22 protein-coding genes are annotated in these 18,826 nt (G+C 39.1%); 21 read left to right on the top strand and 1 reads right to left on the bottom strand.

From position 1 onward, the window contains the following. Window positions 1-25: 25 nt before the first annotated feature. The 14 genes from mnmG to FJR45_RS10880 all read left to right on the top strand — a co-directional run bounded on the left by mnmG (window position 26) and on the right by FJR45_RS10880 (window position 12,935). Window positions 26-1,903 carry a tRNA uridine-5-carboxymethylaminomethyl(34) synthesis enzyme MnmG gene (gene mnmG, locus FJR45_RS10945; protein WP_193150561.1) on the top strand — a complete coding sequence of 626 codons (1,878 nt, stop codon included), beginning with the start codon at window positions 26-28 and terminating at the stop codon, window positions 1,901-1,903. Then, window positions 1,900-2,766 carry a hypothetical protein gene (locus tag FJR45_RS10940; protein WP_193150560.1) on the top strand — a complete coding sequence of 289 codons (867 nt, stop codon included), beginning with the start codon at window positions 1,900-1,902 and terminating at the stop codon, window positions 2,764-2,766. The genes mnmG and FJR45_RS10940 overlap by 4 nt, the downstream gene beginning before the upstream one ends. A gap of 60 nt (window positions 2,767-2,826) precedes the next feature. Next, window positions 2,827-3,363 (top strand): ubiquinol-cytochrome c reductase iron-sulfur subunit, encoded by a 537-nt coding sequence (gene petA / locus FJR45_RS10935; protein WP_193150559.1) that lies wholly within the window; start codon window positions 2,827-2,829, stop codon window positions 3,361-3,363. Window positions 3,364-3,377: 14 nt separating this feature from the next. After that, entirely contained in the window at window positions 3,378-4,592 is a 1,215-nt protein-coding gene (locus FJR45_RS10930) for a cytochrome b (protein ID WP_193150558.1), read from the top strand. Window positions 4,593-4,602: 10 nt separating this feature from the next. Beyond that, window positions 4,603-5,571 carry a c-type cytochrome gene (locus tag FJR45_RS10925; protein ID WP_193150557.1) on the top strand — a complete coding sequence of 323 codons (969 nt, stop codon included), beginning with the start codon at window positions 4,603-4,605 and terminating at the stop codon, window positions 5,569-5,571. A gap of 168 nt (window positions 5,572-5,739) precedes the next feature. Beyond that, window positions 5,740-6,204, top strand: a complete 465-nt coding sequence (locus FJR45_RS10920; protein ID WP_193150556.1) for an RDD family protein — start codon at window positions 5,740-5,742, stop codon at window positions 6,202-6,204. A 54-nt stretch (window positions 6,205-6,258) separates the two neighbouring features. Next, on the top strand, window positions 6,259-7,224 hold the full coding sequence (gene moaA, locus FJR45_RS10915; protein WP_193150555.1) for a GTP 3',8-cyclase MoaA: 966 nt from the start codon (window positions 6,259-6,261) through the stop codon (window positions 7,222-7,224). Beyond that, complete coding sequence (locus tag FJR45_RS10910) at window positions 7,221-7,979, top strand: 7-carboxy-7-deazaguanine synthase QueE (protein ID WP_193150554.1); 759 nt, start codon at window positions 7,221-7,223, stop codon at window positions 7,977-7,979. Before moaA ends, FJR45_RS10910 begins: the two co-directional genes overlap by 4 nt. 99 nt (window positions 7,980-8,078) lie before the next feature. Further along, on the top strand, window positions 8,079-8,660 hold the full coding sequence (locus tag FJR45_RS10905; protein ID WP_193150553.1) for a 6-pyruvoyl trahydropterin synthase family protein: 582 nt from the start codon (window positions 8,079-8,081) through the stop codon (window positions 8,658-8,660). A gap of 92 nt (window positions 8,661-8,752) precedes the next feature. Beyond that, window positions 8,753-10,186, top strand: a complete 1,434-nt coding sequence (gene sufB / locus FJR45_RS10900; protein ID WP_193150552.1) for a Fe-S cluster assembly protein SufB — start codon at window positions 8,753-8,755, stop codon at window positions 10,184-10,186. A 5-nt stretch (window positions 10,187-10,191) separates the two neighbouring features. Next, window positions 10,192-10,935 carry a Fe-S cluster assembly ATPase SufC gene (gene sufC / locus FJR45_RS10895; protein WP_193150551.1) on the top strand — a complete coding sequence of 248 codons (744 nt, stop codon included), beginning with the start codon at window positions 10,192-10,194 and terminating at the stop codon, window positions 10,933-10,935. A gap of 1 nt (window position 10,936) precedes the next feature. Continuing rightward, on the top strand, window positions 10,937-12,169 hold the full coding sequence (locus FJR45_RS10890) for a SufD family Fe-S cluster assembly protein (protein ID WP_193150550.1): 1,233 nt from the start codon (window positions 10,937-10,939) through the stop codon (window positions 12,167-12,169). After that, on the top strand, window positions 12,166-12,588 hold the full coding sequence (locus tag FJR45_RS10885) for a SufE family protein (protein ID WP_193150549.1): 423 nt from the start codon (window positions 12,166-12,168) through the stop codon (window positions 12,586-12,588). The genes FJR45_RS10890 and FJR45_RS10885 overlap by 4 nt, the downstream gene beginning before the upstream one ends. Continuing rightward, entirely contained in the window at window positions 12,585-12,935 is a 351-nt protein-coding gene (locus FJR45_RS10880; protein WP_193150548.1) for a metal-sulfur cluster assembly factor, read from the top strand. Before FJR45_RS10885 ends, FJR45_RS10880 begins: the two co-directional genes overlap by 4 nt. On the opposite strand, the gene FJR45_RS10875 is transcribed toward FJR45_RS10880, so the two are convergent. Beyond that, window positions 12,932-14,143 carry a molybdopterin molybdotransferase MoeA gene (locus tag FJR45_RS10875; RefSeq protein WP_193150547.1) on the bottom strand — a complete coding sequence of 404 codons (1,212 nt, stop codon included), beginning with the start codon at window positions 14,141-14,143 and terminating at the stop codon, window positions 12,932-12,934. The two genes, FJR45_RS10880 and FJR45_RS10875, sit on opposite strands and share 4 nt — an antisense overlap. A 60-nt stretch (window positions 14,144-14,203) precedes the next feature. On the opposite strand from FJR45_RS10875, the gene FJR45_RS10870 reads away from it, so the two are divergent. The 7 genes from FJR45_RS10870 (at window position 14,204) to FJR45_RS10840 (ending at window position 18,758) form a co-directional block, all read left to right on the top strand. Then, on the top strand, window positions 14,204-14,617 hold the full coding sequence (locus tag FJR45_RS10870) for a hypothetical protein (protein WP_193150546.1): 414 nt from the start codon (window positions 14,204-14,206) through the stop codon (window positions 14,615-14,617). A gap of 1 nt (window position 14,618) precedes the next feature. Further along, window positions 14,619-15,290, top strand: coding sequence for a 16S rRNA (uracil(1498)-N(3))-methyltransferase (locus FJR45_RS10865; RefSeq protein ID WP_193150545.1), 672 nt, complete (start codon window positions 14,619-14,621; stop codon window positions 15,288-15,290). A gap of 114 nt (window positions 15,291-15,404) precedes the next feature. Then, a complete protein-coding gene (gene rpmE, locus FJR45_RS10860) occupies window positions 15,405-15,605 on the top strand; it encodes a 50S ribosomal protein L31 (protein ID WP_151899487.1) in 201 nt (66 codons plus the stop codon). Window positions 15,606-15,614: 9 nt separating this feature from the next. Further along, the gene (gene rsmI / locus FJR45_RS10855; protein WP_193150544.1) at window positions 15,615-16,424 is read left to right on the top strand and encodes a 16S rRNA (cytidine(1402)-2'-O)-methyltransferase; all 810 of its coding nucleotides are present in this window, start codon (window positions 15,615-15,617) and stop codon (window positions 16,422-16,424) included. Window positions 16,425-16,472: 48 nt separating this feature from the next. Further along, entirely contained in the window at window positions 16,473-17,159 is a 687-nt protein-coding gene (gene rlmB, locus FJR45_RS10850) for a 23S rRNA (guanosine(2251)-2'-O)-methyltransferase RlmB (RefSeq protein ID WP_193150543.1), read from the top strand. Continuing rightward, the gene (locus FJR45_RS10845) at window positions 17,149-17,931 is read left to right on the top strand and encodes a hypothetical protein (protein WP_193150542.1); all 783 of its coding nucleotides are present in this window, start codon (window positions 17,149-17,151) and stop codon (window positions 17,929-17,931) included. Before rlmB ends, FJR45_RS10845 begins: the two co-directional genes overlap by 11 nt. Further along, complete coding sequence (locus tag FJR45_RS10840) at window positions 17,925-18,758, top strand: hypothetical protein (protein ID WP_193150541.1); 834 nt, start codon at window positions 17,925-17,927, stop codon at window positions 18,756-18,758. The genes FJR45_RS10845 and FJR45_RS10840 overlap by 7 nt, the downstream gene beginning before the upstream one ends. Window positions 18,759-18,826: the final 68 nt, after the last annotated feature.

Genomic DNA, 18,826 nt, shown 5'->3' with positions numbered 1-18,826 from the left:
CAAGTTATGCTAATAGGATGTATAAATGAATTATGATGTAATAGTAGTAGGCGGTGGACATGCGGGTATAGAGGCTTCTTTGGCGGCAGCTCGAATGGGGCACAAAACACTGATGATTTCCATGCTTGCGGAAAATGTCGGAGCGACTTCCTGTAATCCTGCTGTGGGCGGACTCGCAAAAGGGCATTTGGTGCGGGAGCTTGATGCACTCGGCGGTGAAATGGGACTGATTACCGATGAAGCGGGCATTCAGTTTCGCATACTCAATCAGACAAAAGGACCGGCTGTTCGCGGCAGCCGTGCACAGATAGATATGGACAAGTACCGTATAATCGCCAGAAATGTTGTACTGGGTACACCCAATCTTGATTTGGCACAGGATACGGTTGAATCATTAATCATAGAAGAAGATGAGGTAAAAGGTGTCCGCACCGCACTTTTAAATGAGTACAGAGCCAAAAAAGTCATCATCACTTCAGGGACATTTCTCAACGGTATCATACATGTAGGCGAGGTACAGCAAGAGGGCGGACGTTTTGGTGAACCACGAAGCGTCGGACTTTCTGCTTCGCTTAAAAATGATGCAGGGCTCAGTATGGCACGTTTAAAAACAGGAACCTGCGCGCGTATTGACTCTTCAAGCATTGATTTTTCCGTAATGGAAGAGCAGGGTGGGGATGCGTTGCCGAATCCTTTTAGTTTTAGAACAGACAGAGAAAAATTCCGTGCGACAAAAAAACAACTGCCGTGCTACATTGCCTATACAAATGAGACCACGCACCAAATTATTGAGAGCAATTTTTACAGGGCTCCTCTGTTTACCGGTCAGATTGCCGGAAAAAGTCCGAGATACTGCCCATCTATAGAAGATAAAATAGACAAGTTTCCAGACAAAGAGAGACATCATCTCTTTTTGGAACCACAAACTATGGACAACACGGAGATTTATGTCAACGGTCTGAGTACCTCTTTACCGCCGGAGGTGCAGCGGGATATGATCCACTCGGTCAAGGGAATGGAAAATGCAAAAATCGTCCGTTACGGCTATGCCATAGAGTATGATTTTGTGGATCCGCGTGAGCTGAAACATTCGCTTGAGACCAAAAAAATCAAAGGACTCTATTTAGCCGGTCAGATAAACGGGACAACAGGCTATGAAGAGGCAGCGGCACAGGGGATTATGGCGGGTATCAATGCTTCTTTGGCCCTGCAAAATAAAGAACCGCTTATTCTTCGTCGTGATGAGGCATACATCGGTGTGCTTATAGATGATTTGGTAACCAAAGGAACGAATGAGCCTTACAGAATGTTTACCTCCCGTGCAGAGTATCGTCTTTTGCTTCGTGAAGAGTCTGCAGATGTTAGACTGGGAAAATATGGACATGAACTTGGACTCATTTCTGATGAACAGTATGAAAAAATCAAAACAAAAGCACAGCAGATACAAGAAGGTGCACAGCTTTTGGAAAATACAAAATTTACGCCAAACAAAGAGTTTAACGCACTGCTTGCATCTATGGATGAACAGCCTCTAAAAGATGTCTCAACCGCACAGCAGCTTATTGCCCGTAAAACATTTGATGTGCAGAAGATGGTCACAGTTGTGCCTGAACTTGACAAGTATGATGACTACATAAAAGAAGAAATTTTGGTAGAAGGCAAATATGCCCGCTACGTTGACAAACAGAGCCAAGAGATAGAGCGTATGAAAAAGTATCTCAAAGTCAAAATACCCGAAGGCTTTGATTTTACGGGTGTGAGCGGACTCTCCAAAGAGGTACAGGAAAAACTGGCGGCTTTTTCTCCGCCGACACTCCAGGCTGCAATGAACATCAGCGGAATTACACCGGCAGCGATAGAGATACTGCATATATATATCAGAATGGCTGCAAAAAAACAATGAGAACTTTTTATTATGTGCATACGGGGCACAGAATAGGTCTGGACAGATTTCGCAGAGCGGTGGCGATACTCAATGCTTTAGAGGATGAAGATATTACACTGCTGACAAGTGACTACAGAATTGCACAGGCGGCACGAGATTTTGGCATAGACAAGAGCGTGGGGATTGATGTTGTGCGAAATATTCCCCAAATTGCCCATAACGGCGACAAATTAATTTTTGATTCTGAGGAAGCTAATTCCATTATGCTTGAAGATATGCGAAACTATTTTTCAAGATTTGTGAGAATCAGTGATAAGCCTGATGAGGTAAAAGCGGAAAATGAGTTTTTGCTCTCTCCCTATTTGGAAGGTGAAGGTATCTGCAAAGCCGTGGTTGTAGCTGACAAATACTTTACATGTAAAGAAAAAACAGTGCCACTTTCTTATTTTTTCGGGGATGATGATTATGAAAAAGATTTACAAAAACATTTGGACTTTATAGAAGATTTACACCCGTATTTGCAACTGGGATTTTATTATTTTCTAGATTATGAAGAAATGTTAAAAACAAGATTCGTTCATTACTTCGAATTTGAAGAGTATGATGCAATGATAATGCAGAGTGAAGTTTTAGTAACAGCTTCGCCACAGGCAGTCCTTGATTCTTTAGCTGCTGGCGGGAAACCTGTTTATATACAAAGAGAAGATTACACACGGGATTTTATTCCTCTGTTTGAAAGCTTAAATATTCCTGTCGTTCATAATTATGATAAAAGTCACTTAAATGTGATATTAGAGACTGTTTTTACGAGAAACTACGGAACAATTGAAAAAAATAGTAACAAAATGGTAAACTTTCTAAAGGAAAGCTTAAATTTATAAATAATTAAAACTTATTTGGTATATAATAAGATTGAAAATTGAATAAAGAAGAGAGAAAACATGAAAAATAATAGCCGTAGAGGTTTTATGGGCAAAGCATTCGGTGCTGTTGCCGGTGTGGGTGCTGTTGCTTCATTATATGCAATGAAGAGATCCTGGGATCCTTTACCGAGTGTAAAAGCAGCTGGGTTTACTACTCTTGATATGTCGCAGTATAAAGAGAATGAGTTGGTAACAGAAAAATGGAGAGGGAAGCCTATTTTTGTTTTGAAGCAAACTGCAGAGATGGTTAAAAAAGCAGAAGAAAATCCTAAAGATATGGAAAGACTTATTAAAATAGGCAATGACTACTTTTTGGTTTGCCTTGGTCTTTGTACGCACCTTGGTTGTATTCCTGGATATAATCCAGATGAGCAAAGCTTTTTATGTGCATGTCATGGTGGTATGTATGATTTCACAGGTGATGTGACAAAAGCTCCGCCACCACGTGGGCTTGATATTCCTCCATTTAAAGTTGATGGAAACAAACTGGTTTTAGGTGAAGAAGGACCTGAATATAAAAAGATGCTTGAAAATGGCATAACATTAAAAGCATAAGCAAAGGAAGATAAATGGCACATTTTACAAAAGCAAAAAATTTGCATGATTGGCTCAATCAACGACTTGCTATTGACACGCTTAATCGTGTTTTAGCAACAGAATATTGGATTCCTAAGAATATCAATTTTTTATGGGCAATGGGTATGATACTTGCAATTACATTTGGATTGTTATTAGTATCAGGTATATTCTTGTTGATGTATTATCAGCCAAACATTGATTTGGCATTTGACAGTGTAAACTACACGATAATGCAAGAAGTCGGTTACGGCTGGCTGTGGAGGCATGTGCATGGTGTAGCGGCATCGGTAGTTTTTTTAATTATTTATATACATATGTTTACGGGTATATATTATGGTTCATATAAGAACGGCCGTGAAATGATTTGGATCTCGGGTATGCTTTTATTTGTTGCATTTTCAGCAGAAGCATTTTCAGGGTATATGCTTCCATGGGGTCAAATGTCTTACTGGGCAGGTATGGTTATTACAAACCTTTTTGCCGGCGGTAGTTTACATGCTGATGGTTTAGTTGAGTGGATTCGTGGAGATTATGTTCCTGCTCAGGCATTTTTGAACCGTTTCTTTATGTTACATGTATTGTTGATTCCTTTGGCAATTATCGGTCTTATCGGATTACACTTCGGTGCGCTTCGTATTCCACATGTAAATAATCAAGATGGTGAAGAGATTGACTTTGATGCTGAAGCGAAAAAATATTTGGCTGGAGATAAAGCAAACTCAAAAGTAATTCGTTTTATGAATGACTTTTTGGCAAAAGATATGATGGTTGTAGGTATTTTCCTTATTCTTTTCTTCTATCTTGTATTTTATCACTATGATTTTGCAATGGATCCTGTAAACTTTGACCCGGCAGATGGTCTGAAGACTCCAGCGCATATTTACCCTGAGTGGTATTTCTTATGGTCTTATGAGATTTTACGTCCATTTTCTACTGATGTTGGGTTGATTGCATTTGCATTTGCACAGGTTATTTTCTTCTTATTGCCATTTTTAGACAAAAGTCCAAATGCAGTACCTGCGTCACGTCGTGGTTTGTTTAAATACTGGTTTTGGGCAATGTTGATTGACATGATCATACTGACGGCAATGGGTAAGGTTCCGCCAGAAGGTGTATTTAGCACTATCGGTTTATATGCGGCATTAACGTTTATCGGTTTATGGATTATACTTCCATTTATCACAAAATTTGAAAAAAAAGTTTAAGGAGTAAAAAGTGAAAGAATTATTTATATTAGCGGTAGTAACTGTTTTTACTCTTGTAACGTACTATTTGGTTGAACCGTTTGCCCATTCGCAAATGCACAAGCATATAGAAAGTGAAGGATTTGCATATAAAGATTTACCAGCATTAACAAAAAAAGGTGATGCAACTCGTGGGAAAGATTTAGTTATGGGTGCGGGTGCTTGTACTGGTTGTCACAGTATCGAAGTTGCAGGTTTGCCTGCACCGATGGATCCTGTTACAGCGGCACAAAGCTATGGTGTAAATCCACCGGATTTGTCAAATGCAGGAGTTGTATTTGATGCGAAGTTCTTGGCAGCACTCATTAAAAACCCTGCACATGCTTTGATGCTTGAGCATAAATACAATGAAAAAAGCGGTGCTTCATATCCAATGTCACAGTTTTATGGCGCAGGCGGAGATATGGATCAAGAAGTTGCAGATATGGTTGCTTATTTGCAATCTATTGCAGTGAAAAAAGAAGAGCTAACACCTAATATGGCATTTGAAGTTGCTTGTGGCAGATGTCACGCAATTCATTATCCGTATAATTTAGATGGAAAACTTCATGCACCATGGACACAAATCGGTGAAAAACCGACCTTCAAACACAAGCAGGATGAGTTGGCATTTGAGACTAAAGTGCTTGATTATCAGGATGCTTTGACAAAATACCTTGGTACTTTGCCACCGGATTTAAGTATGTATATTCGTTCTCGTGGAGAGCACTACATCAAAACTTTTGTTGAAGATCCGCAAGCGTACCTCAAAGGAACTGCTATGCCTCGTGTAGGTGTGACTGCAGAAGCTGCTGATAAAGTGATTGAGCATCTTGAAAATGTCGGAGACTCAAAACGTCACAAAAGAGAAGAAATCGGTAAATATGTCATGATTTATATCATAATCTTTGCAATATTTGCTATTCTTTGGAAAAAAGAAGTGTGGAGAGACTTACATTAATTAGTCCCGCAAAGGAAGTGAGTTCCTTTGCTCCGCTTGGACCGCTGAGGTCACTGAAGAGAACTTTGAAAGTTCTGGTAAGTCCCGCAAAGGAAGTAATTCCTTTGCTCCGCTGAGGTCCTTACCTCACTTACCTACACTAAAGTAGAACTTTGATATAATCTTTTTATGAGATTTAGAGATATTAAAAAAAACACAAAACACCAAAAACAACAACAAAAGAGACCTCACATACGCTATGCGCGTTATCCAGATAAAATAAAAGCACTCATTACCGACTTGTTTATGATATATGCGCCTATTTTATACATTATTGCTTATATTGTGATGGGAAGTAAAGAAGCATTTCAGTCTTCGCAATGGGCACCATTTTTCGGGGTAGCAACATATGGATTGATTTACGCCGTTCTTCTGGCAAAATTTGGACAGACTCCGGGAAAAAAAGCCTACAAAATTAAAGTAGTTGACGATAAAACCTATGAAAATATAGGGTTTTTACGGGCTTTGTGCCGTTTTATAGCTTTTTTGTTTTCTGCAACAATTCTTTTAGGATTAGTAACGCCATTTTATAGAAAAGATAAAAAAGCATTGCATGATATAATATGCGCAACTGTAGAAATTGAAGTTGATTAAGAAGTGCATAAACTCCAGTAGATATAATGACAATAATTAAAATTAGGAAATATAATGCTTATTGATAGCTATGACAGAGTGGTAGATTATTTAAGAGTTTCTGTGACCGAACGATGTAATTTTAGATGTCAGTACTGTATGCCAGAAAAACCGTTTTCATGGGTTCCAAAAGAAAATTTATTGAGCTTTGAAGAGTTATTCGAATTTATGAAAGTGGCTATTGACGAGGGTGTGAAAAAGATTCGTATCACAGGTGGCGAACCGCTTTTGCGAGAAGATTTGGACAAATTTATCAAAATGATTTATGACTATGAACCTGCTATTGATTTGGCAATGACAACCAATGCTTTTTTGCTCAAAGGCACGGCACAGCGTCTTAAAGATGCCGGGCTTAAGCGTATTAATGTCAGTATAGATACCCTTAAACCGGAAGTGGCACAGGCTATAGCGGGCAAAGATGTTTTGAAAAATGTACTTGAAGGCGTGGATGAAGCACTCAAAGTAGGGCTCAAAGTCAAAGTAAACATGGTGCCTATGAAAAACATGAATGCAGATGAAATTGTGGATGTGCTGGAGTACTGCAAAGAGCGTGATATGAGTGTGCGTTTTATAGAGTACATGGAAAATAAATTTGCCAAAGCGGACATTTCAGGGCTTAAATCATCAGAACTTCTGGAAATTCTCAGACAAAAATATGAGTTTGAAGACGAAGGTTTTGACGGTTCGTCTCCTTCACATTATTACAGAATGAAAGACGGTTACCGGTTCGGAATTATAGAGCCTTACGGTGATGACTTTTGTAAGCAGTGCAACCGTATAAGGCTGACTGCTGAGGGAAATTTGATACCGTGTTTGTATTTTGATGAGGCAATGAGCATTGCTGAGTCAATCAAAAAAGGCGATATAAAAGGGGCTGCGGCTGTTTTAAAAGAAGTAGTACGCACGAAACCGGAAAAAAATCGCTGGGGCGGAGAGGATGATGAAGTTTCCAACAGAGCTTTTTATGAGACGGGTGGATGATCTACCTCGTTGAACATTTCTATTCTATTCAGGGCGAAGGCAAATATGTAGGCACGCCTTCTCTTTTTTTCCGTTTCGGCGGATGCAATATGCGCTGTGAAGGGTTTGGCTGTAAAGAAATGGCAAATGATGGCACAGTTGTTGTCGGCTGTGACACAGTTTATGCGGTCAATAAAGAACATTTTTTACAAAATTGGGTACCTGTTCACAAAGTAGAAGAGTTGCTGAATGTACTCTCTTTGTATGATTTACCGGAAGCTGTAGATATTGTTTTGACAGGCGGCGAGCCTTTGATTTATGCCAATGATGTACTTTTTGTTGCTTTTTTGGAAGCTCTGGTGGCAAAGGGACATCAGATAACTTTTGAAACAAACGGTTCTTTAACGGTTGATTTTGAAAAATATCCGGTCTATAAAGAGTGTGTGTTTGCTCTATCAGTGAAGCTTTTTAATTCTGGAGAGTCTCTGAACAAGCGTCTGCGCGGTGATGTGATTTATAATATTGCCGCGAATGCCAAAGATGCTTTTTTTAAATTTTCCATTGACAAAGAGTCTATAAATATAGCCTTAGAAGAAGAGATACAAAGCGTTACCATGCATTCCCCTCAGACTAAGGTTTACTGTATGCCCGTAGCAGGCAGCAAAAAAGAGTTGGAAGAAAACACCCAGCCGCTCATAGAGTTCTGCAAGGCAAAGGGGTATAATTTCAGTGACAGACTGCACATAAGAATCTGGGATGCCAATAAAGGGGTATAAATAATATATTTTATGCCTCAATTTTAGAAGACAAATCCTCCCTTTGGTCTGAGCTTCAAAAACAGAGCCATAAAATATTTATGTAAGATAGGAAAGAGAATGATAATACGAAAACTTTTTAAATTTGAAAATGCACATATAGTACGGGGATGCTCGACTGTCAAATGTAGAAGTTCTATCCACGGACACTCCTACAAAGTAGAACTGCTTTTTGCATCCAATTTTTTGGATAATGGACAGATGGTTTATGATTTTGGACTGATGAAGCAAAACATGAAAGATCTTGTGGAGAGTTTTGACCATGCAATTGCTCTGTGGCGTGATGATGATCCGGAGTTTGTCCGTGATATGAAAAAACACTCTGCACGCTGGGTAGAACTGCCGGTATCACCTTCGGCAGAGCAGTTTTCACGTGTTATTTTTGTGATGATAGAGAAACTTTTGTCGCTCATATCAACACAAAACGGAGAAAAAGAGGTGCGTCTTGAGAGCGTTATAGTGCATGAAACCGCCACAGGCTATGCACAGTGTTTTGTGCAAGATGCCCACTCTAAAAATATGGGTGAAATCAAGCTTGAAGAGATTGTTTTTTCACCACAGGTTTTAGAGGATTTTAAAGACAAAGACCTTTTTGAAAAGATAAAAAGAGGAGAAACTTTTTTAAATCCTGCAAGTGTCTGAGTCTTCTTAATATTTTTTAATAATAGAGTGCTATACTTAAATTGCATAAAAGTAAAAAACACTGTTTCTTTTGATACAAAAGGAGAAGAGATATGGCACAAGAAGAGATTAACAAAGCTGTCTCGGGCGAGTATAAACTCGGGTTTGAGATAGATATAGAACAGGACACACTGCCTCCTGGCTTAAATGAAACAACCATTCGTTTCATTTCCAAAAAGAAAAATGAACCGGAGTGGATGACGCAGTGGCGTTTAAATGCCCTTGAAAAATGGCAGAAAATGCAAGAGCCCCACTGGGCACATGTAACCTACGAACCTATAGACTACCAATCAATCTCTTATTTTTCGGCTCCAAAAAAGGGAGCAAACTCCCTTGATGAAGTTGATCCTAAAATTCTTGAAGCCTATAAAAAACTCGGCATTCCTTTGGATGAACAAAAGCAGTTGCAGGGAATTGCCGTAGATGCTGTTGTGGATTCGGTTTCTGTAAAAACCACATTTTCAGAGGAGCTCAAAAAGCACGGGATTATCTTTTGTTCTATTTCTGAAGCGCTGCAGGATTATCCTGAACTTGTAAAAAAGTATATGTTCAGTGTCGTCCCGATGAGTGACAACTATTATGCAGCATTAAATGCCGCTGTTTTTACAGACGGTACTTTTGTCTACATTCCAAAAGGGGTTCGCTGCCCTATGGAGCTCAGTACCTATTTTCGTATCAATGCGCTTAACACAGGACAGTTTGAGAGAACACTGATTGTAGCAGACGAGGGAAGTTATGTGAGCTACAATGAAGGCTGTTCGGCTCCGATGCGGGATGATTCGCAATTGCATGCCGCTGTTGTGGAACTTATTGCAATGAAAGATGCAGAGATAAAATACTCTACCATTCAAAACTGGTATCCGGGTGATAAGGAGGGCAAAGGCGGCATTTACAACTTTGTTACCAAACGCGGTCTTTGCAAGGGAGACAACTCCAAAATTTCCTGGACGCAGGTGGAGACGGGTTCCGTCATCACCTGGAAATATCCAAGCTGTATTTTGCAAGGAGACAACAGTGTGGGCGAGTTTTATTCAGTGGCTGTGACAACGCTTGCACAGCAGGCAGATACAGGGACAAAGATGATTCATTTGGGAAAAAATACAAGTTCAACCATTATCTCAAAAGGCATTTCGGCGATGCGAGGACAGAACAGTTATCGCGGGCTTGTAAAAATGGCGGCAAAAGCAGAAGGTGCGCATAATCGCAGCGAATGTGATTCCCTGCTTATCGGAAGTGAGTGCGGAGCGCATACTTTTCCTTATCTTGAGAACAAAAGTGCCCATGCCAAAGTCGAACATGAGGCAACAACAACAAAAATCAGCGACGAGCAGCTTTTTTATCTGCGTCAACGGGGTATCAGCGAAGAGGATGCTGTGAGCATGATAGTACACGGATTTTGTAAAGAGGTGTTTAACCAACTGCCGATGGAGTATGCGGTAGAAGCAAAAGCGCTCTTAGAATTAACATTGGAGGGAAGTGTAGGATGAATACAATGATGGAAATAAAAAATTTACATGCAAATATAGGTGAGAAAAATATTTTAAAAGGCTTGAATCTTTGTCTTGAAAAAGGGAAAGTTCATGTGATTATGGGACCAAACGGTGCAGGAAAGTCAACACTCTCCAAAGCCATTGTCGGACATTATGACATTACTGTGACGGAGGGAGATATTTTCTACAAAGGAGAGAGCATTGTTGAAGAAGCACCGGAAATGCGTGCGCTTAAAGGTATATTTTTAAGTTTTCAAAATCCTGTAGAGATTCCGGGTGTGAGCAATGCATACTTTTTGCGAACTGCTGTGAATGCAAAAAGAAAGTTTGAAGGTAAAGAAGAGCTCAACGCTGCAGAATTTTTACGCGAAGCAAAGCGTCTGGCACAAGAACTTGGAATGAAACCCGAACTTATTACCCGCTCACTCAACGAGGGCTTTTCGGGCGGAGAGAAAAAGCGAAACGAAACGCTGCAGATGCTGATGCTTGAACCTGATTTTATTATTTTGGATGAGATTGATTCGGGACTTGACATTGATGCTCTGCGGGCGGTAAGTGAAGGAATCAACAAAATCAAAGATGAAAACAGAACATTTTTGATTATCACCCACTACAGCAGAATCCTTGAGTATGTCAAACCGGATTATGTCCATGTTCTTAAAGACGGCAAAATTGTAAAAACTGCAGGTCCTGAACTTGTGGCAGAGTTGGAAGAGAAGGGATACACAGCTCTTGAGGAGTTTTAAAATGAAACAGACAGTTTTGGCAAATACTTTAGCAAATCTTTCCTCTGTGGTTACAAAAGAGACAGAAGCTGCGGCATCGCGTCTGCAACTGCTTGGACTGCCGACGAAAAAAACGGAGCAGTATCGCTATTTTCCTGTTGAAAAACTTCTGGGTACCGAGTACAGAGTAGTTGCAAAAAAAGAGTCCGAAATTGAAGAAGCCGATTTTGTGGAGATTGTTGACGGTGTTGTAGTGCGTGCTCCAAAGGGCCTGAAAATTGGCTATACAAAGAGACATACTATTGCTGAGAAACATTTTGACCCACTCTATTATCTGGGGCATCTGCTCTCTCCAAAGATAATAGAAATCAATTTTGAAAATGACAGCAGTATAAAGGTTTTACACAGATATACGCAGGAAAATGCACTTATAGCCTACAGAGTATCGGTACAAACGGCACCCAATATAAAAGTGACACTCAGTGAATCTTTTATAGGCTGTGATGCAAAAGAGAGTTTGGTGCTGTACGGCTGTGATATTCATCTTCAAAGAGATACATGCTTTACTTTTATAAAAGATGAAACATTGGTAGAGGGTATTTATACACCACTCTATTCGCATTTTATAGAGCTCTCAGAACAAAGCAGTGCAAATTTTTTCAGTTTTGATTTTGGAAATGCCGACGGACTCCAGCTGATTCAGGCAAAACTGATGGAGTCAAGTGATTTCAAAGCACACCATCTTTTGTATACAAAAGGTGAGAGTAAAAGAGGCACAGTTTCTCAGATTGTACATGCGGCAAAAAATGCAAGAAGTTCCCAAAAAGTAAAAACTATTTTAGGAGAAAGCGGACGGGGAATTTTTGATGCTTTGATTAAAATCAAGGCAGAGGGAAGCGGTACAAAAGCCTACCAAAACTCTCAGGCCGTATTACTCAATGACGGAGCCTATATGGCGAGTAAACCGCAGTTGGAAATTTATATTGATGATGTGGAAGCGAGTCATGGTTCAACGATAGGTGAGCTTGATGCCCAGCAGCTTTTTTATCTTCGCTCACGGGGTATTTCTCTTGAAGAAGCCAGAAAAATGTTGATTTTGGCCTTTGCAAACGAAATTATTGATGCGATAGAAGATGAAAAAACAAGAGAAAATGTGCACCTCTCTTTTGAAAAGGTCTATTACGGTCATGGACAGTTGGAGTGTATAGCCACCTGCCATCACTGCTGTGAGACTGTGTTTGGAGAAGAGTTATGAGTGTCAGGGACAAAGTAAATTACTACAAAGAAGATCTGGAGATGTTTGAAACACCAAACGAAAAGTTTGAATATATTTTTGATTTGGGGAAAAAACATACCACACTGCCCCAAGAAGAAAAAAATGAAGCAACATTTATAGAAGGCTGTGCATCTCCTGCCTGGCTTGTCGGTGAGTGTAAAGAGGGTAAGCTTATTATAAGAGGTGAGGGCAGCAGTGAAATGGCAAAGGGAATGCTGAGTCTGCTTTTAGATATTTTCAGCGGACAGGAGGTGGATGATATTCTTGCCTTTGATCCCAAAGAGCTTGAGAAATTAGGAATAATCGAACATCTTTCTCCTGTCCGTCAGCAGAGTCTGGAGGCTTTTTTAAACAAAGTTTACATGTATGCCAAAAGATGTAAAGAGGAGAATGCATGAGTGATATAAGAGATGTGACGCCCAAGGAGAGTGAAGCACGGGTTATTGAAGAGTTAAAAAAGATATATGATCCTGAACTTCCGGTAGATATTTATAATCTTGGTCTTATTTATGATGTCAAGTGTGAAAAAGATCCGATAAGCAAGCTCAACAAATGCAAAGTTGTCATGACGCTTACCGCACCAACCTGTTCCATGAGTCAGATTATTATAGATATGGTGAAAAACATTGCCAATATTATTGAAGACGGTTCTGTAGAAGAACTTGATGTTGAGGTGGTGTATGATCCGCCATGGGATCAAAGCAAGATGAGTGATGAAGCAAAGCTTGCTATGGGGATGCTTTAGCTTAGAGGAATAAAGTTTGCACTGCAGAAACTGAACTTGGTGCTGATTGTTTTAACAGGAGTCTCTTTTGGAACCTCTGTGCAGTTTTCATCAGTGATGATGAAACTGTTTGCCTCTGCCAAAGGAGAAATCATCCCCGGAGCATACTGTTCACAAACTGTAAAATATTCACCGTTAAAATAGCCGGGAATAACAGTTCTTCTTCCTGAACGCAGTGTGACATCATTTTTCATTTTGGCAGTAATGGGATTGATGTATTTGTTTTTCTGTCCGCTCATTGCATAAATAATGCTTCTTCCGAAAAGCTCAAAATTCAAAGCGGCTGCGAGCGGATTTCCAGGCAGATTCAAGATGACTTTGTTTCCGATTTTTCCAAAAGTGGTCGGTTTTCCAGGTTTTATAGCTATTTTGTCAAAAAGAATTTCATAGCCAAAAATTCCAAAAGCTTCTTTTGTAAAATCAGCATCGCCTACACTTACCCCGCCGCTTGTAATGATAAAATCACAGTCAAGCGCACTTTGGATATGCGTATGAATATCTTCCAAAGTATCTGCGGCAGTACCGATAAACTCCACTTCACAGCCAAGTTCTTTGACGCGGGAGAGGAGAGTTGGTGTATTTGTATTGTAGAGTTGATACTCGGTAATCTGCTCAAAGTGCATTTTTAATTCATTGCCTGAGGCAAACAGCGCGACACGAGGTTTTTTGTATACTTTAACATGGCTGATTCCCTGAGAGGCAAGCAGGGTGATTTGGTGGGCATCAATAATATCGCCGCAGGAGAGGAGCAGAGTCTCTTTTTTTATATCTTCACCACTGAGACGGATATGCTTTGAGATGACAAGATTGTCGGGAAGTTTGACACCGTTTTGGCACTCTTGTGTATCTTCAATCGGTACGATACACTGGGTTCCAAGCGGAATTCTTGCTCCTGTCATGATTTTGATGGCTTCTCCGTGTTTGAGTTCCCCCTGAAAATTATCACCTGCAAAAATTGTGCACGATACTCTGACACATTTGTCAGAGTCTTCTATCTTTACCGCATATCCGTCCATTGCGGAATTGTCATAAGGCGGCAGATTGTGTGTCGCTGTAATATCTTCGGCAAGTATATAGCCCAAAGCTTCTTCAATCGGCAGTATTTTGAGCGATTTTCTTTTTGTATTTGTATAAATCAGTTCGAGTGCTTTTTCAATGCTTACAGTCATAATAGTATATCCTTTGTGCAGACTCTTTGTTTAATGGACATATTATAATATAATTTCGTTATGAATGAAATGTATAATATGGGTTTAAGCCTACATAGTTGGTCTGCTGTTGCAATTTTAGTGATGATTTTTATAAATCTTTTTTTTCTGATAAGTTTTCAAGAGCTTTCTAAGTACAAAAGGGTTAATACTTTGTATCTGACACCTTTGACAATGACAATACTTGGTTCGCTTTTGTTTACCGGTATTGTGATGATGGCGGCAAAGCATTTGCATTTTAGCATAGAAAATATTGCTATGATTCTTTTAGGTGTTGTGTTGATTGTTTTGGAAACAAAAAGGTTAAAAGCCCTAAAATATCTGAGTACGAAAAAAGAGCATGCTTTTAATGCATACAAACCGTTTGCAAGAACAATTTTGCAGGCAGAGTTTGTTTTGGTGCTTTTGATGTCACTGTGGATGTGGTTTTTGTAAAATGGTATATCTTTTCAATGCAGAGGCAGGGCAGGAGACTTTACATGTAAAGAGCGAAGACTTTAAATACCTCATAAAAGTACGCCGTCACAAAGTCGGTGACGAACTGGGCTTTCGCAATAAAGAAGATATAGATACGCTTCATCTTTACAGGCTGCAGAAGATAGAACCAAGAACGGCAGAGTTTGCGCGTATTTCTTCAGAAATTCTGAGAGTCAAAGCAGAAAAAGAGCTGCATATCGGCTGGTGTGTCATTGATAACAAGTCTGTTGAAAAAGTACTGGCAAGTCTGAACGAAACAGGGGTGAAGAAGATTACTTTCATCTACTGTGAGCGCAGTCAGAAAAACTTTAAACCTGATTTTAAGCGGTTTGAACGAATTTTACAGGCTTCAAATCAGCAGTGTGGGCGAACAGAGTTTATGGAGTTTGCTACATGTAAAGGGCTTGAAGTATTTATCAAAGAAAATCCGGAGACAAAAGTTTTTGATTTTACAGATAAAAAACTGGAGTGTGAGAGTGATTTTACAACGGTACTGATAGGCTGTGAGGGCGGGTTTTCAGCCAAAGAAAAAGAGTTTTTGAAAAATCAGGAAGTTTTTAGGCTGGGTACACCTATGATTCTTCGTTCTGAGAGTGCTGTTATGGCTGTTGCAAGTAAAATATTGCTTTAGAAAGTATAAATTTAAGAAAAAGTTTGGTATAATTCCGTTCAGAAAATCTGCCCCCATACGGATTTAAAAAATATATAGATATTCGTACTTCGACGAGTATCAAAAGGTAAAAAGATGAAAAAAGGTATTCACCCTCAGTTAGTTGACTGTACTGTAACATGTGCATGTGGAAATAGTTTTGTAACAAAAAGCCAAAAGCCGGAAATGAGAATTGATATTTGTAATGAATGTCATCCATTCTTTACAGGTGAAGAGCGTATGGTTGATACAGCTGGTCGTATCGAGAAATTTAACGCGCGTTACAATAAAAAATAATTTTTTAACTTGCTGACTCTTGTTCCAACTCCGATTGGAAACATCGGCGATATTTCACTCAGAGCGATTGATGCTCTGAGAAGCGCCGACACACTTTTATGCGAAGACACCCGCGTTACCAAAAAACTCATCCGTATTCTTAAAGAACGTTATAATACTGAGTTTAAAGACGATCAAAAGTTTATTGCCCTGCATTCTCATAATGAACAAAGTTTTGTTGAAAAACTTTCCCCCGCTTTTTTTGAGCAAAATATTGTCTATGTCAGTGATGCCGGTATGCCCGGTGTAAGCGACCCGGGACAGGTGCTTGTTGCCTACTGTCTGGAACATAATATTTCCTATGATGTGCTTCCCGGTGCCAATGCCGTACTTACTGCATTTGTTGCGAGTGGATTTTGTGAAACAAAAATGCTGTTTTTAGGATTTTTGGATCATAAAGGCAGCAGTCGCAGTGAAGGTTTGCAGCGTGCTTTGCACAGTGGCTATACTACAGTTTTATATGAGTCTCCCCATCGTTTGGAAAAACTGCTTTTAGAAATTGCAAAAGAAGCGCCTGAAAGAGAAATATTTCTGTGCAAAGAGCTGAGTAAAAAATATCAAAGATATCTGCGTGGTACTGCAGCTGAAATAGTTGCAAAACTTGATGGAAATTTTCGTGGCGAATGGGTTGTGGTGATTCAGGCAGCTAATGAACAAAACAGTTCTGCCGTCAGTGAAAACGATATACTGGCACTGGACTTGCCTAAAAAAGTGCAGGCAAAACTCATCAGTAAAATTACAGGCGAAAATACAAAAGAGATTTATCAAAGATTAATGTAAATTTTTGAAAAAATTTTAAATAAACACTTTTTTGGATAAAATACTCTCATGTTAATTTATGCCAAACAACCAATATATTATCTTATCAACAACTATCCGCAAAAAATAAAGACTCTGTATCTTGCAAAAGAACTTGAGAAAAAAGAGTACTCCCGTCTTATGAAAATGGGTTTTGAAATAAAACGCATTCCAAATGAAGCAGCCGTTAAAATGAGTAAAAATGCCAACCATCAGGGGTTTTTGGCTGAAGTACAAGATTACGAACTCCATAATTACCAGACATTTTTAGACAAAGAGTTTGTAGTCGTTTTGGCAGGGCTCACAGATGTCGGCAATATCGGCGCTATTGTACGAAGTGCCTATGCTTTGGGTGTGGATGCGATTATTGTCAGTGGAATCAAACATCTTAATATTGAACCGTTGCTTCGTACAAGTACCGGCGCACTTTTTGATATGCCTTTGGCTGTTGAAAACAACATTCATAATTTATTGAATGATTTTAAGATGTCCGGTTTTGCCAGCTATGGTGCTGATATGGGCGGCATTGATATCAGAGAAGCAAAAATTGCGAAAAAAAGGCTTTTGGTCCTGGGCAATGAAGGAGAAGGTCTTACTGCAAGAGTAAGCGCAAAATTAGATAATATAGTCAGTATAAAAATGGCACATGATTTTGATTCACTGAATGTAAGTGTTGCCGGAGCTATTTTAATGGACAGGATGAGATATGAACAATGACGGGTTGCAAAAATTAAAAGATATCGGCGCACAGAAAATTTATGAAGATACACACATACCGGTAGGACATATACAGGCAATTTTACATGCAAGCTTTGACGGTTTGAACAAAATTCAGTTTATTGGTTTTATTTCGATACTCCAAAGAGAGTACAACATTGATTTAAGTGAACTTAAAAATGCCGGAACTGCCTATTATAATGAAAAAAATCCTGTTGAGACAACCACTGAAGACGGGATTTTTATAGCACCGAAAAAAGAGAAAAACTTCACACTTTTTTATATTTTACTTGCGATGGTTGCCCTGCTTGCTGCTTTGTATTATACAGTGGAACAGACAGATAAAGAGACAGAGACTCCTCCTCCAAAAGAAAACAATATTCAGATTGTAGCTGTTGATACAAATGTCAGTCAGAAAAAAGATGAAAACAAGACACTCAAAGATGCAAACACGACACAGGAAGTTGCAATAAAAAAGGAAAAAGCCGTAGAGAAAAGTTTTAAAATTATTGCAAGATCAAAAGTCTGGATGGGTTATATTGATGTGGCAACGAACAGGAAGTATCAAAAGACATTTACGGGAGAGTTTGATCTTGATCCGGACAAAGAGTGGCTTTTGATTTTTGGGCATGGCTACATAGATGTTGTCACGGATGCAGAGAAAAAGAAATTTAATTCGAAAAAAACATTAAGACTCCTGTATAAAGACGGTGCAGTGAAGGAGTTGACTTTTGAGGAATTTAAAAGGCTCAACAGAGGCAGTGCATGGTAAAAGTCTTTGCTCTTATAGCACTCTTTTTCAGTTTTGCAAATTGTGCTGATATAACACAAGACCCATTGGATGTGAAAATCAAAAGCTTTTTAGGTGAGAAATCCTATGAGACAAACAAAGATTTTATCAATGTGATTTTTGAACCGAAATCCTCTTTTTATGTCAAAGACAGAGTCAATGCGGTAAAAGTCATACAGACACTCAAAGACAATGGTCTGTTAAATCTTTTTTTTCGTTCACCACAGGATTTTCGGCTCAATTTTAAAACAAGCGGCTATCCTCTCTTTTTTGTAAAAATCATGGAAGACACTTTACAAAATCTAGGCTATTTCAGATATGTGACAACAGCATCAAATTTTGACAGTTCAGAATTTTCCTGGAGTATCAATCTTACATCAGAGTATGCAACCGATCCTTTGATACTGCAAAACGAACTGCAAAAAAGCGGTTGTAATATAATAGACGTAGAAAAAAATTCTGCCAAAGAGTGGACATACACCATTGACATAAGCAACGGATATCTCAATGTGGGGCAGTTGCATACAGGCGAAGAGCTGAAATTAAAACGCTCTTTGTATGCCCACTGGCTAGATATTTCAAAAATCAGAAGTTTGACGATAAAAAGTTCAAGAAGAAACAGATGGTATCCGTATATTGCTTATTATGATGCTTCTTTACACCTTTTAAAACTTTTTAAAAAAAATAAAATCTATAAAAAACTGGCACTGAGAATGCCTAAAAATGCGAAATATATCAAAATATCGGATATGCATACACTCAAAAATGTGAAAGATGAGCTTGTGTTGTATCCGCGCGGTACAAGATAAGTACCTATCCAAAAATAAAACCAAATAACAGAGCTTTAAAATGATGTCTAGTACAAGGCAAAAACTCG

It is taken from the genome of Sulfurimonas sediminis, assembly GCF_014905115.1.
GTDB classification, from domain to species: domain Bacteria; phylum Campylobacterota; class Campylobacteria; order Campylobacterales; family Sulfurimonadaceae; genus Sulfurimonas; species Sulfurimonas sediminis.
Note: the sequence above shows the minus strand (reverse complement) of the source record. Positions and strands in the feature narration are given on the sequence as shown.